The sequence below is a fragment of the Streptomyces sp. P9-2 genome (assembly GCF_051903975.1).
Taxonomy (GTDB): domain Bacteria; phylum Actinomycetota; class Actinomycetes; order Streptomycetales; family Streptomycetaceae; genus Streptomyces; species Streptomyces cellulosae.
Map to the genome: position 1 here is coordinate 4,668,339 of NZ_CP192633.1, position 16,046 is coordinate 4,684,384.

Consider the following 16,046-nt stretch of genomic DNA (forward strand, 5'->3'; position numbering starts at 1 on the left):
GGGCTGCCGAGCGCCGGAGCGCGGACGCTACAGCGGCGTGGGCGCCAGCCAGACCGTCGCGAGCGGGGGCAGGGTGAGCCGGACGTGCCCGTCCTCGGGCTTGACCGGGTCCGGGTTCACCACGTCGCCGCCGCCGTAGCGGGCGGCGTCGGTGTTGAGGATCTCCTCCCAGGCGACCACGTCGTCACCGACCGCGAGCCGGTAGTCGTGCCGGACCACGGGGGAGAAGTTCGACACCGCGAGCAGCGGCCGCCCCTCCGCGTCGTACCGCACGAACGCGAAGACGTTGTCGTCGGCCGCGTCCACCGCGACCCAGCGGAAGCCGGACGGGTCGGTGTCGCGCTGCCACAGCGACGGAAGCCGCCGGTAGTGCGCGTTGAGGTCGCGCACCAGGTCCTGCACCCCGCGGTGGTCGCCCGCCGAGTGGTAGTCCTCGTCCAGCAGCCACCACTCGGGGCCCGCCTCCTCGGACCACTCCGCGCCCTGCGCGAACTCCTGCCCCATGAAGAGCAGTTGTTTGCCGGGGTGGGCCCACATGAAGCCCAGGTACGCGCGGACGTCGGCCCGCCGCTGCCACCAGTCGCCCGGCATCTTCGACACCAGCGCCTGCTTGCCGTGGACCACCTCGTCGTGGGAGATCGGCAGCACGTAGTTCTCGCTGTAGGCGTACACCATCGCGAAGGTCATCTCGTGGTGGTGGTACTTGCGGTGCACCGGCTCGTGGGAGACGTACTCCAGCGAGTCGTGCATCCAGCCCATGTTCCACTTCAGCCCGAACCCGAGCCCGCCGGTGTCGGTGGGCCGGGTCACCCCGCCCCACGCCGTGGACTCCTCGGCGATGGTCACCACGCCGGGGCAGCGCCGGTACACGGTGGCGTTCATCTCCTGGAGGAACGCCATCGCGGCCAGGTCCTCCCGGCCGCCGTACATGTTCGGCTCCCAGCCGCCGTCCTCACGCGAGTAGTCGAGGTAGAGCATGGAGGCGACCGCGTCGACCCGCAGCCCGTCGATGTGGAACTCCTGGCACCAGTACACGGCGTTCGCGACCAGGAAGTTGCGCACCTCGGTGCGGGCGTAGTCGAAGGTGAACGTCCCCCAGTCCGGGTGGTCGGCGCGCCGCGAGTCGCCGGGCTCGTACAGCGGCTCCCCGTCGAACCGGGCCAGCGCCCAGTCGTCGCGCGGGAAGTGGGCCGGCACCCAGTCCATGATCACGCCGATGCCGGCCCGGTGCAGGGCGTCGACCAGGTACTTGAAGTCGTCCGGCGTGCCGAGCCGCGCGGTCGGCGCGTAGAAGCCGGTGACCTGGTAGCCCCAGGACGGCCCGTACGGGTGCTCGGCGACCGGCATCAGCTCGACATGGGTGAACCCCATGTCCGTGACGTACGCGGGCAGCACCTCCGCCAGCTCGCGGTAGCCGAGCCCCGGACGCCAGGACGGCAGGTGCACCTCGTACACCGAGAACGGCGCCTCGTGCACCGGCGTGTCCCCGCGCCGCGCCATCCACTCCGCGTCGCCCCACTCGTGGTGCGAGGCGGTGACCACCGACGCCGTGTTCGGCGGCGCCTCGGTGCGGCGGGCCATCGGGTCCGCCTTCAGGAACCGGTGGCCGTGGCGCGAGTGGATCTCGAACTTGTAGCGGGTGCCCTCGCCGACGCCCGGCAGGAACAGCTCCCACACCCCGGACGAACCGAGCGACCGCATCGGGAACGCCGTCCCGTCCCAGTACGTGAAGTCCGCGGCCAGCCGCACCCCGAGCGCGTTGGGCGCCCACACGGTGAAGCGGGTGCCGGCCACGCCCTGATGGGTCATGGGGTGCGCGCCGAGCGCCGTCCACAGCTCCTCGTGCCGGCCCTCGCGGATCAGGTGCAGGTCGAAGTCGCCGAGCGCGGGCAGGAACCGGTACGGGTCGTGCGTCTCCACCGGCGCGTCGTCCCCGTACGCCACCGCGAGGGTGTACTCGGGGATCCCGTCCAGCGGCAGGACGGAGGAGAACAGACCGTCGCCCTCGGACACCAGCGGGGTGCGGGCGCCGTCGACGACCACGCTCACCTCGCGGGCGAAGGGGCGCAGCGCCCGGAAGGCGACGCCCCCGGGCACCGGGTGGGCGCCGAGGAGGGCGTGCGGGTCGTGGTGGGCGCCCGCGAGCAGGCGTCCCCGGTCGTGCGGGTCGAGGGCGGGTGCGGCCGCCCCTTCGGCGGCGGCGGACGGGGCGGACCCGGCCGATCCGGGCAGCGGCGTTTCGTGCAGGGCCACGGCTTCAGTCTCCTCTCACGGCGAGGCGCTCGATCGCCGCCATCGGTACGGGCAGCCAGTCGGGTCGGTGCCGGGCCTCGTACAGCACCTCGTACACGGCCCGGTCCGTCTCATAGGCGCGGAGCAGGCCGTGCTTCTTGCGCGGGTCCCAGCCGGCACGGGCCGCGTAGCCCGCGCAGTAGGCCTCGCGGCAGCGCCGCGCCCACTCCGGGCGCCAGGGACGGCGCTGCCGGGCGGCATAGTCGAAGGAGCGCAGCATCCCGGCGATGTCCCGCACGGGGGAGTGGGCGCTGCGCCGTTCGGAGAGCGGCCGGGACGGCTCGCCTTCGAAGTCGATCACGAACCACTCGCGTCCCGCCCGCAGCACCTGGCCGAGGTGCAGGTCGCCGTGGATGCGCTGGGCGGGCGGTCCGGCGTCGCAGGTGGCGAGCGCGGCGAAGGCGCTCCGCAGCCCCGGCACGTACGGCTGGAGCGCGGGCACGGCGTGCGCGGCGGCGGTCAGCCGCTCGGTCATCGCCGCCGCCGTCCGCCCGTTCTCGCCGGGCTCGCCGACGGGGAACGCGGAGGACAGCGCCAGGTGCACGTCGGCCGTGGCGCGGCCCAGGGCGTGCGCCTGCGCGGTGAAGTCGTCCCCCGAGGCGAGCGCGTCGAGGGCCAGCGTCCAGCCGTCGGCGGCGTTGCGCAGATACGGCTGGAGCACGCCGAGCGTCGCCTTGAACGGGTGCGTGGTGCGCAGCCAGGCGACCGGCGCGGGCACCCGGTGGCAGCCCTGCCGGGCCAGCGCCCCGGGGACCTCCAGGTCGGGGTTGACGCCGGGCTGGATGCGCCGGAAGACCTTCAGGATGTACTCGTCGCCGTACACCAGCGAGGAGTTGGACTGCTCGGCGTTGAGCACGCGCGGCACCAGTCCCGCGGGGACCTCCTGGGCGGGGTCGCCCTCGAAGTGCAGCGGGCCGGCGGTGCCCGGCCGGCGCAGCCGTTCGAGCAGCAGCTGGGCGGCGCGCGGGTCCTGGAGGGCGTCGTAGACCGTCAGTCCGGCGAGCAGGCCGTCCCGTACGGTGCCGATGAGCGCCTTGCCCAGGCGGGGCGAGGGCCGCTCGCGTACCCCGAGCAGCAGCTGGTAGCAGTCGCCGGCGGGGGTGGTGCCCCCGGGCGCGGGCACCCCGCCGTGCGCGGCGTGCACCAGCACGTGCAGACAGCCCGGGAACAGCTCGGTCGTGGACAGCACACCGAGATCGGTGACGGGACGGTCCTTGCCCGCGAACCAGCGCTGCAACGGCAGCCACTCGCGCAGCAGCCCGGCGAGCGACTCCAGGGACTCGGCGGGCGCGCTCCGCGGGCGCAGGAATGCGGTCTTCGTCATCGTGACGCCTCCTCTCGCCGGCACACGCTCACAGTCGTCGGCCGATGCGGGATGCGACTCTGGTGAGCCGGAACCAGTAGAAGCCGTGGCCCCCGAGGGTCAGCAGGTACGGCAGTTCGCCGATGGCCGGGAAGCGCACCCCGCCGAACAGCTCCACCGGGTGCCGGCCGTCGAACTCGCGCAGGTCGAGCTCGGTGGGCTGGGAGAAGCGGGAGAAGTTGTTGACGCACAGGACCAGGTCGTCCTCGTACTCGCGGAGGAAGGCGAGGACTGCGGGGTTGGAGGAGGGAAGCTCGGTGTAGGAGCCGAGGCCGAACGCCGGGTTCTGCTTGCGGATCTCGATCATGCGCCGGGTCCAGTGGAGCAGCGACGACGGCGAGGCCATGGACGCTTCGACGTTGGTGACCTGGTAGCCGTAGACGGGGTCCATGATCGTGGGGAGGTAGAGGCGGCCCGGGTCGGCGGAGGAGAAGCCGGCGTTGCGGTCCGGGGTCCACTGCATCGGCGTGCGGACGGCGTCGCGGTCGCCGAGCCAGATGTTGTCGCCCTTGCCGATCCCGTCGCCGTAGTAGATGATCGGCGACCCGGGGAGCGAGAGCAGCAGGGCGGTGAAGAGTTCGATCTGGTCGCGGTCGTTGTCGAGGAGGGGGGCGAGACGCCGCCGGATGCCGATGTTGGCGCGCATGCGGGGGTCCTTCGCGTACTCGGCCCACATGTAGTCGCGTTCCTCGTCGGTGACCATCTCCAGGGTCAGCTCGTCGTGGTTGCGCAGGAAGATGCCCCACTGACAGCCCGACGGGATGGCGGGGGTCTTGGCGAGGATCTCGGAGACCGGGTAGCGCGACTCGCGGCGCACCGCCATGAAGATGCGGGGCATCACCGGGAAGTGGAACGCCATGTGGCATTCGTCGCCGCCGGCGGCGTAGTCGCCGAAGTAGTCGACGACGTCCTCGGGCCACTGGTTGGCCTCGGCGAGGAGCACGGTGTCCGGGTACTGGGTGTCGATCTCCTTGCGGACCCGCTTCAGGAACGCGTGCGTCTCCGGCAGGTTCTCGCAGTTGGTGCCCTCCCGCTGGTACAGGTACGGCACCGCGTCCAGCCGGAACCCGTCGATGCCGAGGTCGAGCCAGAACTTCAGCGCGGAGATCATCTCCTCCTGCACGGCCGGGTTCTCGTAGTTCAGGTCCGGCTGGTGCGAGAAGAAGCGGTGCCAGTAGTACTGCTTGCGTACGGGGTCGTACGTCCAGTTGGAGGCCTCGGTGTCGACGAAGATGATCCGGGCGTCCTGGAACTGCTTGTCGTCGTCGGCCCACACGTAGTAGTCGCCGTACGGACCGTCGGGGTCGCGCCTGGACTCCTGGAACCACGGGTGCTGGTCGCTGGTGTGGTTCATGACGAAGTCGATGATCACGCGCATGCCGCGCTGATGGGCGGAGTCGACGAACTCCACGAAGTCGGCGAGGTCGCCGAACTCGGGAAGCACGGCGGTGTAGTCGGCGACGTCGTAACCGCCGTCCCTGAGCGGCGACTTGAAGAACGGCGGCAGCCACAGGCAGTCGACGCCGAGCCACTGCAGATAGTCCAGCTTGGCGGTCAGACCCTTCAGGTCACCGATGCCGTCCCCGTTGCTGTCCTGGAAGGAGCGGACGAGGACCTCGTAGAAGACGGCGCGTTTGAACCAGTCGGGGTCCCGGTCCTTGGCGGGGGTGTCTTCGAAGGTGTCCGGGACGGGTTCGTTGACGCTCATGTGGCGGATGACCCTCCGATCTGCGGGGTGGACGGTCGCAGAACCGTGCTGTGCGTCCCGGGAGGCCCGTCACCGGACCGCCCGCCGACGACGAGTACATGTGCCCCGCCCGGACCGAGACGCACATAGTTGGCACTGCCCCATTGATAGGTCTCGCCGGTGAGCTCGTCGCGCACCGGCACCGACTCGTGCCAGTCCAGGCCGAGTTGCGGCATGTCCAACGAGACCGTCGCCTCCTGGGTGTGCCGGGGATCTAGATTGGCGACCACGAGCACCGTGTTGCCGTCCCGCCGCTTCGAGTAGGCGATGACCTCCTCCTTGTCCGCCTGGTGGAAGTGGAGGTCGCGCAGCTGCCGCAGGGCCGGGTTCTCGCGGCGGATGGTGTTGAGGCGGGTGACGAGGGGGGTGATGGTGCGGCCCTCGCGTTCGGCGGCTTCCCAGTCGCGGGGTTTGAGCTGGTACTTCTCGCTGTCGAGGTATTCCTCGCCGCCCTCGCGCAGCGGGGTGTTCTCGCACAGTTCGTAGCCGCTGTAGATGCCCCACGTGGGGGAGAGGGTGGCGGCGAGGACGGCGCGGACCTCGAAGGCGGGCCGGCCGCCGTGCTGGAGGTAGGCGTGCAGGATGTCGGGGGTGTTGGCGAAGAAGTTGGGCCGCATGTAGGAGGCGGCCTCCCCCGTCAGTTCGGTGAGGTACTCCGTCAGCTCCTGCTTGGTGTTGCGCCAGGTGAAGTACGTGTAGGACTGCTGGAAGCCGATCTGGGCGAGGGTGTGCATCATCGCCGGGCGGGTGAAGGCCTCCGCCAGGAAGATGACGTCCGGGTCGGTGCCGTTGATGTCGGCGATGACGCGTTCCCAGAACACGACGGGCTTGGTGTGCGGGTTGTCGACGCGGAAGATCCGCACGCCGGTGTCCATCCAGTGCCGCAGGATCCGGCAGGTCTCGGCGACCAGGCCGTCCATGTCGGCGTCGAAGGCGATGGGGTAGATGTCCTGGTACTTCTTCGGCGGGTTCTCCGCATACGCGATGGAGCCGTCGGGGCGGTGGTGGAACCACTCCGGGTGCTTGTGCACCCAGGGGTGGTCCGGCGAGCACTGGAGGGCGAAGTCGAGGGCGACCTCCATGCCCAGGTCACGGGCGCGGGCCACGAACCGCCTGAAGTCCTCCAGCGTGCCCAGCCGCGGGTGCACGGCGTCGTGGCCGCCCTCGGGGGAGCCGATCGCCCACGGCACGCCCACGTCGTCCGGACCCGCGTCCAGGGAGTTGTTCGGGCCCTTGCGGAAGGTCGTGCCGATCGGGTGGATGGGCGGCAGGTAGACCACGTCGAAGCCCATCGCCGCGATCGCCGGGAGCCGGCGCGCGGCGGTGTCGAAGGTGCCGTGCGGCTGCTCGGGCGTGCCCTCCGAGCGGGGGAAGAACTCGTACCAGGAGCCGTACAGGGCGCGTTCGCGCTCGACGAGCAGGGGGAGCGGCTCGCTGCTGGTGACCAGCTCCCGCAGCGGATGCTTCGCCAGCACCGCGTCCACCTCCGGCGTCAGCGCCTCCGCCAGCCGGGCCGCCGCCGGGCGTTCCGTGTCGCGCAGAGCCTCCACGGCCGCGCGCAGCACCTTCCGGTCGCCGGACCCGGGCACCTGATCCGCCGCCCGCTCGTGGAGCCGGGCGCCCTCCTCCAGCACCACCTCGGTGTCGATGCCCGCCGGGATCTTGATCTGCGCGTGGTGCCGCCAGGTGGTGACCGGGTCGCCCCACCCCTCCACGGTGTACGTCCACAGGCCCGTGGCCGTCGGGGTGACGGTCGCGCCCCACCGGTCGGTGCCGGGCGCCAGCTCCCGCATCGGCGTGAACGGACCCGGATTTCCCTGCGGATCGCGCAGCATCACGTTGGCCGCCACCGCGTCGTGCCCCTCCCGGAACACCGTCGCCGTCACCTGGAACGACTCGCCCACCACCGCCTTCGCGGGCCGGCGCCCCTGCCGCACCAGCGGCCGGACGTCCAGCACGGGGATGCGTCCCACGGAGGTCTCGGGGGGCGCGGGTGACGCGGGCGCGCTCGTGCCGGACGGGGCGGGTTTCGTGCGGGAGGGGCGCCCGCGCGCCGGCGCGGTGTCGGGGCGGGCGGACGCCTTGGCGCCGGACGCCTTGGCGCCCGACGGCGAGGGGGATGACGAGTGGTGCTTGGCGGGCATGACCGCTCCTGTCCGCGTCAACGAGGGTGGGCGGATGACTGTGGGGAGGTGGGTCCTGCGGGGTCTCAGTGGGGTGTACCCGCAGGAGCCTTCCCACACCGTTCGGGTGGGCAATCCGGCCCTTTGTTAACTACTCACGCGTATGTCGACACACAAGACCGGCCGGGCCCTCCGGGCGCCCGTCGGGTCCGGAGCACGCCCGTGCTGGGTGCGTTCCCACCGGTGGCGGGTGCTTGGGAGCGCGCATGGCCGCCCGGCGCACGCGGGCGCCACCGAGTACGGGGTCACGCGCCGTGGGTGCGACGCCCGCACCGCCCGGTGACCAGCGGCTTCCCCGCCCGCCCCGGCCGTCGCCCGTCCGGCGCACGGCGACACGCCCGCGCCGTGCGCCGACGGCGGTACGTGACCGGTGGGACACGCGGGACGGAAGGGGTGCGCGGGGCCCGAACACCGGAGGTGACCTGGGTGGGAGCGCGTCGGCCGGCGGAAACGGCCGGTTTCTTGCCCTGCCCGGCGACCGGCCCGGTCCGCACGGCAGGACGCGCCTCGCGGAGCGGCGGCGCGACGCGCGGGGTGAAGTACGACAAGACCGCACATGGGGCCGGAATCGGCCATGTCCACTGTGCGGTGAATCGTTTGGACAGGGCAGGCGAGGTACCCGTGTCCCCCGGCTTCCCCCGCGGACGGTGTCCGCGCCGGTACTGTCGGCTGCGATACCCGGACGCACACCGCGTCTCTCACGAACGCGCCGAGGTGGCTTGTGAAGGCTATCCGTCGATTCACCGTCCGACCCGTGCTCCCCGAACCCCTCCGGCCGCTGAGCGATCTGGCCCGCAATCTGCGCTGGTCCTGGCACGCCGGCACCCGTGACCTGTTCCGCTCCGTCGACCCCGAACGCTGGGCCGCGGCCGGCGGCGACCCCATGCGTCTGCTGGGCAGCGTGCCGACCGAGCGGCTCTCCGAGCTGGCCGGCGACCGCGACTTCCTCGACCGCCTCGCTGCGGTCGCGGACGACCTGGACACCTACATGACCGGCGACCGCTGGTACCAGCGGCAGAGCGGCCGGCTGCCCGCCGCCGTCGCCTACTTCTCCCCCGAGTTCGGCATCACCGCCGCCCTGCCGCAGTACTCCGGCGGGCTCGGCATCCTCGCCGGCGACCACCTCAAGGCCGCAAGCGACCTCGGCGCCCCGCTGATCGGCGTCGGCCTGCTCTACCGGCACGGCTACTTCCGCCAGTCCCTGTCCCGGGACGGCTGGCAGCAGGAGCACTACCCCGTCCTCGACCCGCACGAGCTGCCCCTCGACCAGCTCAAGGAGTCCGACGGCACCCCCGCCCAGATCACCCTCGCCCTGCCCGGCGACCGCTCCCTGCGCGCCCGCATCTGGATCGCCCAGGTGGGCAGGATCCCGCTGCTCCTGCTCGACTCCGACATCGAGGAGAACGACCTCATCGAGCGCGGGGTGACCGACCGGCTCTACGGCGGCGGCAGCGAGCACCGGCTCCTCCAGGAGATGCTCCTCGGCATAGGAGGTGTCCGCGCCGTCCGCACGTACTGCGGGCTCACCGGGCACGCGGCGCCCGAGGTGTTCCACACCAACGAGGGGCACGCCGGGTTCCTCGGCCTGGAGCGGATGGCGGAACTGCGCGCCGAGGGGCTCGACTTCGACGCCGCCCTGGAGGCGGTCCGCGCCGGGACCGTGTTCACCACGCACACCCCCGTGCCGGCCGGCATCGACCGCTTCGACCGGGAACTGGTCGCCCGGCACTTCGGCCCGCACGCCGAGCTGCCGAACCTGGAGGTCGACCGCATCCTGCGGCTCGGCATGGAGACCTACCCGGGCGGCGAACCCAACCTGTTCAACATGGCCGTGATGGGCCTGCGCCTCGCCCAGCGGGCCAACGGCGTCTCCCTCCTCCACGGCCAGGTCAGCCGGGAGATGTTCGCCGGACTGTGGCCCGGGTTCGACCCCGAGGAGGTGCCCATCACCTCCGTCACCAACGGGGTGCACGCGCCCACCTGGGTCGCCCCCGAGGTGTACCGGCTCGGCGCCCGGCAGATCGGCACCCAGCGCGCGGAGGAGGCGCTCAGCATCGGCGACTCCGACCGCTGGGACTCCGTCGCCGACATCCCCGACCAGGACATCTGGGAGCTGCGCCGGTCGCTGCGCGAGCTGCTGGTGCTGGAGGTGCGGGAGCGGCTGCGGGCCTCCTGGCGGCAGCGCGGCGCCGGGACCGCCGAACTGGGCTGGATCGACGGCGTCCTCGACCCGGACGTCCTCACCATCGGCTTCGCCCGGCGCGTCCCGTCGTACAAGCGGCTGACGCTGATGTTGCGCGACCGGGACCGGCTGATGGACCTGCTGCTGCATCCCGACCGGCCGGTGCAGATCGTGGTCGCGGGCAAGGCGCACCCGGCGGACGACGGCGGCAAGCGGCTCATCCAGGAGCTGGTCCGCTTCACCGACGACCCGCGGGTGCGGCACCGGATCGTGTTCCTGCCCGACTACGGCATGGCGATGGCGCAGAAGCTGTACCCCGGCTGCGACATCTGGCTGAACAACCCGCTGCGGCCGCTGGAGGCGTGCGGCACCAGCGGCATGAAGGCCGCGCTCAACGGCGGGCTCAACCTGTCCGTCCTGGACGGCTGGTGGGACGAGTGGTTCCAGCCCGACTTCGGCTGGTCCATCCCCACGGCGGACGGCGCCGGGACCGACCCGGACCGGCGCGACGACATAGAGGCCGCGGCGCTGTACGACCTGCTGGAGCAGCGCGTCACCCGCACCTTCTACGAGCGGGGGCGCAGCGGGCTGCCGGACCGGTGGATCGAGATGGTCCGGCGGACGCTGAGCCTGCTCGGGCCGAAGGTGCTGGCCGGGCGCATGGTGCGGGAGTACGTGGAGCGGCTGTACACGCCGGCCGCGCACGCCCACCGGGCGATGAACGCGGACGCCGCGCGGGAGCTCGCCGAGTGGAAGGCGGTGGTGCGGGGGGCGTGGCACGGGGTCACCGTCGACCACGTCGAGACCTCCGTCGCCTCCGCCACCGCGGAACTGGGCAGCACGCTGGCCCTCCGGGTGCGGGTGGGGCTGGGCAGCCTGCGGCCGGAGGACGTGGAGGTGCAGGCCGTCGCGGGGCGGGTGGACGAGGAGGATCGCATCACGGATGCGGCTACCGTCCCGTTGAAGCCGGTGGGGTCGCCCGGGGCGGGGGGTGAGTGGGTCTACGAGGGCCCGCTGTCCCTCGACCGGACGGGGCCGTTCGGCTACACGGTGCGGGTGCTGCCGAGTCACCGGCTGTTGGCGTCCGGGGCGGAGCTGGGGTTGGTGGCGGTGCCACCGGAGGACGTCGCGGAGGCGGCGGGCTTATTGATGCGGTGAGTGGACGCCCCGAAGGGGCGCGGGGAACTGCGCGATCAGCCCCCGCGGGGCTGCACCCGGCATACGACGGTGCCCGGCACCGTGGTGGCCGTCGGGGGGTGTCGCGCACCTCGGGCGCAGGCGGGGGGCGCCCCGAAGGGGCGCGGGGAACTGCGCGACCGGCCCCCGCCGGGCTGCACCCGGCATACGACGGTGCCCGGCACCGTGGTGGCCGTCGGGGGGTGTCGCGCACCTCGGGCGCAGACGGGGGGCGCCCCGAAGGGGCGCGGGGAACTGCGCGACCGGCCCCCGCCGGGCCGCACCCGGCGATGCACAGTACCCGGCACCCCGGTGGCCGTGGGGGGCGTTGCGCGGCTCGGCGCTGACGAGGTGCCGCCTGCGCCCACCCGTGCCGCCCCAAGCGGCACGACTGCCCGCAGGCGGCGGGGGTCCCCCCCAGGCTGCGGCTACGCGTCCTGCACGCCCCGCGTCGCCAGGCGCCGCAGTGTCTTGCCCGCCCGGCGGGCGTACGCGTGCTGGAGGGATCGGGTGGCCGGGCCACCAGCCCGCGCGTACCAGCTCGCCGGGCGGCTGAACGCCGAGACCGTGAGCCACACCGTCCCGTCCCCGGTCCGGTGCACCACGAACGCCTCCTCACCGCTTTCCGGATGCCCGGACAGCGTCCCGTACGCCCACCCCGCCTCGCGGTACTCCTCCGCCGCCCACACCACCCGGCACGGCGCCTTCACCAGCCCCGCCAGGCTGACGGTGACGTCGACGTCCACCGCCGCCCGCTCCGCCGAGGCGTCGATGCCGACGCCCATCTCCCGGTGCATCTCAAATCCGAACAGCGCGTCCACCGCCTGGCGGAACACCTGCTCCCCCTCGCCGAGCCGCGTCCGCTCCCTCAGATGATGGAACCCCGGAGGGCAGTAGTCGGGATCCCGGCTCGCGCCGACGTGGTCGTAGGTGAAGTCCGCCGCAGACATGGGACCCAAGCCTAGGCGGTGCCCCCGAACACACCGGCGGCACCCGGAGCCGAACGCTCCGGGTGCCGCACAGCACCGGGAAGAGTCAGCCTCAGCTGACGTTGACCGCCTTCCAGGCCGCGTCGACCGCCTTGTACTCCGCGCTGCTCGCGCCGTACAGCGCGGACGCCGCGTTCAGGGTGCCCGTACGGGCCGCCTTGTAGTTGGTCGTCGACGTGAAGTACGTGGTCAGCGCCTTGTACCAGATCTGCAGCGCCTTGGCGCGGCCGATGCCGGTGACGGTGGAGCCGTCGTACGTCGGCGAGTTGTAGCTCACGCCGTTGATCGTCCTCGCGCCGCTGCCCTCGGCGAGCAGGAAGAAGAAGTGGTTCGCCGGGCCCGAGGAGTAGTGCACGTCGACCGAGCCGAGGCTGGAGGACCAGTAGTCCTTGGACGCGCCGTCCTTGCTCGGCTTGTCCATGTACCGCAGCGGCGTGCCGTCCCCGTTGATGTTGATCTTCTCGCCGATGAGGTAGTCACCCTGGTCGGTGGAGTTCGCCGCGTAGAACTCCGCGCCCGTGCCGAAGATGTCGCTGGTCGCCTCGTTGAGGCCGCCGGACTCGCCGCTGTAGTTGAGGCCCGCGGTGACGGAGGTGACGCCGTGGCTCATCTCGTGGCCGGCGACGTCCAGCGAGGTCAGCGGGTGGGTGTTGCCCGAGCCGTCGCCGTAGGTCATGCAGAAGCAGCTGTCCTGCCAGAAGGCGTTGACGTAGTTGCTGCCGTAGTGGACGCGGGAGTACGCGGCCTTGCCGTCGTTGCGGATGCCGCTGCGGCCGAAGGTGTTCTTGTAGAAGTCCCAGGTGACCTGGGCCCCGTAGGCCGCGTCCACGGCCGCCGTCTGGTCGCTGGAGGAGCTGGAGGCGGCGCCGGTGCCCCAGGTGTCGTCCGCGTCGGTGAACAGCGTGCCGGTGCCGGAGGTGCCGCGCGCCAGGTTGTACGTCTTGTGACCGCCGCGCGAGGTGTCGTACAGCTGGTACGTCGAACCGGACTTGTAGGTGCCGAGGGTGACCGTGCCGGAGTAGAGGCTCTTGCCGGTGCCGGTGTGCACGGCCTGCCACTCGTGCAGCTTCTCGCCGGTGGTGGCGTCGGTGACGACGTGCAGCTCGTTCGGGGTGCCGTCCTCCTGGAGGCCGCCGACGACGGTCTCGTAGGCGAGGACGGGCGTGCCCCCGGCGGCCCAGATCACCTTGCGGGGCGCGGAGTCGGCGCCGGTGCGCTCCGAGCCGGCCTTCTCGGCGGCGGCGAGCGCCTGCGCCTCGGCCTTGCCCGCGGCGACCTTCGGCGTCACGGAGGCGACCGCGACGGAGGTCCTCACGGCCTTGGTGACGGTTCTGGCGCCGCCCGCCGGCTCGTGCACGACCAGGTCGCCGCCGAGGACGGGCAGCCCGGCGTAGGTGCGCTCGTAGCGGGTGTGGACCGTGCCGTCGACGTCCTTGACGACGTCCTTGACGATCAGCTTCTCCTTGGCGCCGAGGCCTATCGCGTCGGCCGTCTCGGAGGCCGTGGCCTGCTGCTCCTGGATGAGGGAGGTGCGCGCGGAGGCGGAGAGCAGCACGGGGGCGCCGCCCAGGACCGGCTTGCCGGCGGGGGCGGAGTCGGCGGTCGCGGTGCCGGTGGCCAGGCCGGTGGTGAGCAGGGCGCCGGCCACGACGGCGGTGGCGGCGGCGAGGGCCGTACGGCGGCGACGCGCGTAGAGGGGAGTCACTCGAAGCTCCTTGGGGGGTGAGTGGGGGTGCCGGACGGTTGGGGGCCGTCCGGGTGGTGCACCGAGCGAGGGAAGAGTGACATCTGCGTCGCGTACATGTCATGAGGGTCTGATGATGTTGGCCGAAAACCGCTGTCCGGCCGTGTGTTGCGTGCGTGTGAACCCGCGTGACCTCGGCAAAGGCGCAACCCGCGGCGCGTATGGGATCGGCAAAAAGTGGCGCCGCCCCGGGCGGTGTGAACCACCCGGAACGGCGCCGCGAAGGGGCCGTGGGACGGGGCCCGTCTACGGGAAGGTCAGGCTCCAGCCGTTGATGTAGCCGGTGTCGTAGCGGGCCGCATCCTGCACCCGCAGCTGCCAGGTGCCGTTGGCCGTCTCCGACGAGGCGTTGACCGTGTACGTCTCGTTGATGTTGTCCGAGGAACCGCCGGTGCGGTTGCGCAGCCGGTACGAGGTGCCGTCCGGGGCGACCAGGTCGACGACCAGGTCACCGCTCCAGGTGTGCACGATGTCCACCGCGACCTGGAGGTTGCTCGGCGCGTTGCCGGTGCGGCCGGTGACGGTGATCGAGGAGGTCACCGCGGCGCCGGCGTCCGGGATCGCCACGTCGGCGGTCGACTCGAAGGTGGTGCCGCCGCCCCCGGGACCGCCGGAACGGGTGCCGACGTTGACGGCCGCCCAGGCGTCCTGGACCGCCTTGTACTCGGCGCTGTCCGTGCCGTACAGCTCACCGGTCGCCGCGAGCGTGCCGGTACGGGCCGCCGCGTAGTTCGTGGTCGAGGTGAACTTCGTGGTGAGCGCGCGGAACCAGATCTTCTCCGCCTTGGCGCGGCCGATGCCGGTGACCGGCAGGCCGTCGGAGGTGGGGGAGTCGTAGGTGACGCCGTTGATGGTCTTCGTACCGCTGCCCTCGCTCAGCAGGTAGAAGAAGTGGTTCGCCACGCCGGACGAGTAGTGCACGTCGATCGAGCCGATGCCGGAGTACCAGGAGTCCTTGGAGCGGCCGTCCTTGCTCGGCTTGTCCATGTAACGCAGCGGCGTGCCGTCGCCGTTGATGTCGATCTCCTCGCCGATGAGGTAGTCACCGACGTCGGAGGAGTTGTTGGCGTAGAACTCGACGGTGGAGCCGAAGATGTCGCTGGTCGCCTCGTTGAGGCCGCCGGACTCGCCGCTGTAGATCAGGCCCGCGGTGTTCGAGGTGAGGCCGTGGGTCATCTCGTGCGCGGCCACGTCGATCGACGTGAGCGGATTGACGTTGCCGGAGCCGTCGCCGTAGGTCATGCAGAAGCAGCTGTCCGACCAGAAGGCGTTGACGTAGTTGTTGCCGTAGTGCACGCGGGAGTAGGCGCCGACGCCGTCCCCGCGGATGCCGCTGCGGCCGTGCACGTTCTTGTAGTAGTCCCAGGTCAGCGCCGCCCCGTAGTGGGCGTCGGCGGCGGCCGACTCCAGGTTGGAGGGGCTGCCGTTGCCCCAGACGTCGTCGGAGCCGGAGAACAGCGTCCCGGTGCCGGAGGTGCCCCGGTTCAGGTTGTACGTCCTGTGCCCGCCGCGCGCGCCGTCGGTGAGGTTGTACGTCGAGCCCGACTGGGTGGTCGTCAGGTCGACGGTGCCGCTGTAGACGGTGTGGCCGGTGCCGTTCTGCACGGCCTGCCACTCGTACAGCTTCTCGCCGGTGGTGGCGTCGGTGACGACGTGCAGCTCCTGCGGGGTGCCGTCGTGCTGGAGACCGCCCACGACCGTCTCGTACGCCACGACCGGCGTGCCGCTCGCCGCCCAGATCACCTTGCGCGGGGCCCGGTCGACGTCCGCGCCCTCGGCCTTCTCGGCCTTCGCGGTGGACAGGGCCTGCGCCTCGGCCTTCGCCGCCGGCACCTTCGCGGCGGTGGTCGCGGGCTTCACCGGCTTCCGCGTCGCCTTCACGACCTTGTCCGCCTCGCCGGCGGTGTCACCCTGCACGATCAGGTCGCCGCCGAGGACGGGCAGGCCGTCGTAGGTGCGCTCGTAGCGCACGTGCACGGTGCCGTCGCGGTCCTTGAGGACGTCACGGACGACGAGCTTCTCCTTGGCGCCCAGACCGATGTCCTTCGCGGTCCCGGCCTTGACGGAGTCCGCCTGGCGCATCAGCGCGGCACGCTGGGCGGGGGTGAGCCTGACCGACTCCGAGCCGGGCGCGGCGGCGCTCGCGGTCCGGGGCCGCGTGTCGGGGGCGGCGGTGGCGGCGCCGGACTGCACGGCCGTGGCGATCAGCGCGGCCACGCCGGCCAGGGCGACGGCGGCGACGCGGCGCTGCGCGGTACGGGGGGTGCGTCTATGGGACGTCCTGCTTCTCAACGCTGACTCCTTCTGCGGGGCCGCGGGGTGCGCGGCCTGGGGAGACCGGCCGGCGGGTCAGCCGGCCGGGCAGAACGG

At 72.0% G+C, this 16,046-nt stretch carries 8 protein-coding genes; 1 reads left to right on the top strand and 7 read right to left on the bottom strand.

Annotated features, from left to right (window positions below; genetic code table 11):
• Positions 1–27: 27 nt before the first annotated feature.
• The 4 genes from glgB to ACQY0Z_RS21530 are packed head-to-tail and all read right to left on the bottom strand — an operon-like array spanning position 28 to position 7,546.
• Positions 28–2,253 (bottom strand): 1,4-alpha-glucan branching enzyme, encoded by a 2,226-nt coding sequence (gene glgB / locus ACQY0Z_RS21515; RefSeq protein WP_381726712.1) that lies wholly within the window; start codon positions 2,251–2,253, stop codon positions 28–30.
• A gap of 4 nt (positions 2,254–2,257) precedes the next feature.
• A complete protein-coding gene (locus ACQY0Z_RS21520) occupies positions 2,258–3,616 on the bottom strand; it encodes a maltokinase N-terminal cap-like domain-containing protein (protein WP_439812682.1) in 1,359 nt (452 codons plus the stop codon).
• Positions 3,617–3,644: 28 nt separating this feature from the next.
• Positions 3,645–5,363, bottom strand: coding sequence for a maltose alpha-D-glucosyltransferase (treS, locus tag ACQY0Z_RS21525; protein WP_439812683.1), 1,719 nt, complete (start codon positions 5,361–5,363; stop codon positions 3,645–3,647).
• On the bottom strand, positions 5,360–7,546 hold the full coding sequence (locus tag ACQY0Z_RS21530) for an alpha-1,4-glucan--maltose-1-phosphate maltosyltransferase (protein ID WP_439811646.1): 2,187 nt from the start codon (positions 7,544–7,546) through the stop codon (positions 5,360–5,362). Before ACQY0Z_RS21530 ends, treS begins: the two co-directional genes overlap by 4 nt.
• Positions 7,547–8,306: 760 nt before the next feature.
• On the opposite strand from ACQY0Z_RS21530, the gene ACQY0Z_RS21535 reads away from it, so the two are divergent.
• The gene (locus ACQY0Z_RS21535; RefSeq protein WP_254586528.1) at positions 8,307–10,925 is read left to right on the top strand and encodes a glycosyltransferase family 1 protein; all 2,619 of its coding nucleotides are present in this window, start codon (positions 8,307–8,309) and stop codon (positions 10,923–10,925) included.
• Positions 10,926–11,371: 446 nt separating this feature from the next.
• Here ACQY0Z_RS21535 and ACQY0Z_RS21540 read toward each other — a convergent pair whose 3' ends face one another.
• The 3 genes from ACQY0Z_RS21540 to ACQY0Z_RS21550 form a co-directional block, all read right to left on the bottom strand.
• On the bottom strand, positions 11,372–11,893 hold the full coding sequence (locus ACQY0Z_RS21540; RefSeq protein WP_189904427.1) for a DUF1990 domain-containing protein: 522 nt from the start codon (positions 11,891–11,893) through the stop codon (positions 11,372–11,374).
• 91 nt (positions 11,894–11,984) lie between these two features.
• Positions 11,985–13,637, bottom strand: coding sequence for a M4 family metallopeptidase (locus ACQY0Z_RS21545; RefSeq protein WP_254586527.1), 1,653 nt, complete (start codon positions 13,635–13,637; stop codon positions 11,985–11,987).
• A gap of 285 nt (positions 13,638–13,922) precedes the next feature.
• The gene (locus ACQY0Z_RS21550) at positions 13,923–15,968 is read right to left on the bottom strand and encodes a M4 family metallopeptidase (RefSeq protein ID WP_254586526.1); all 2,046 of its coding nucleotides are present in this window, start codon (positions 15,966–15,968) and stop codon (positions 13,923–13,925) included.
• Positions 15,969–16,046: the final 78 nt, after the last annotated feature.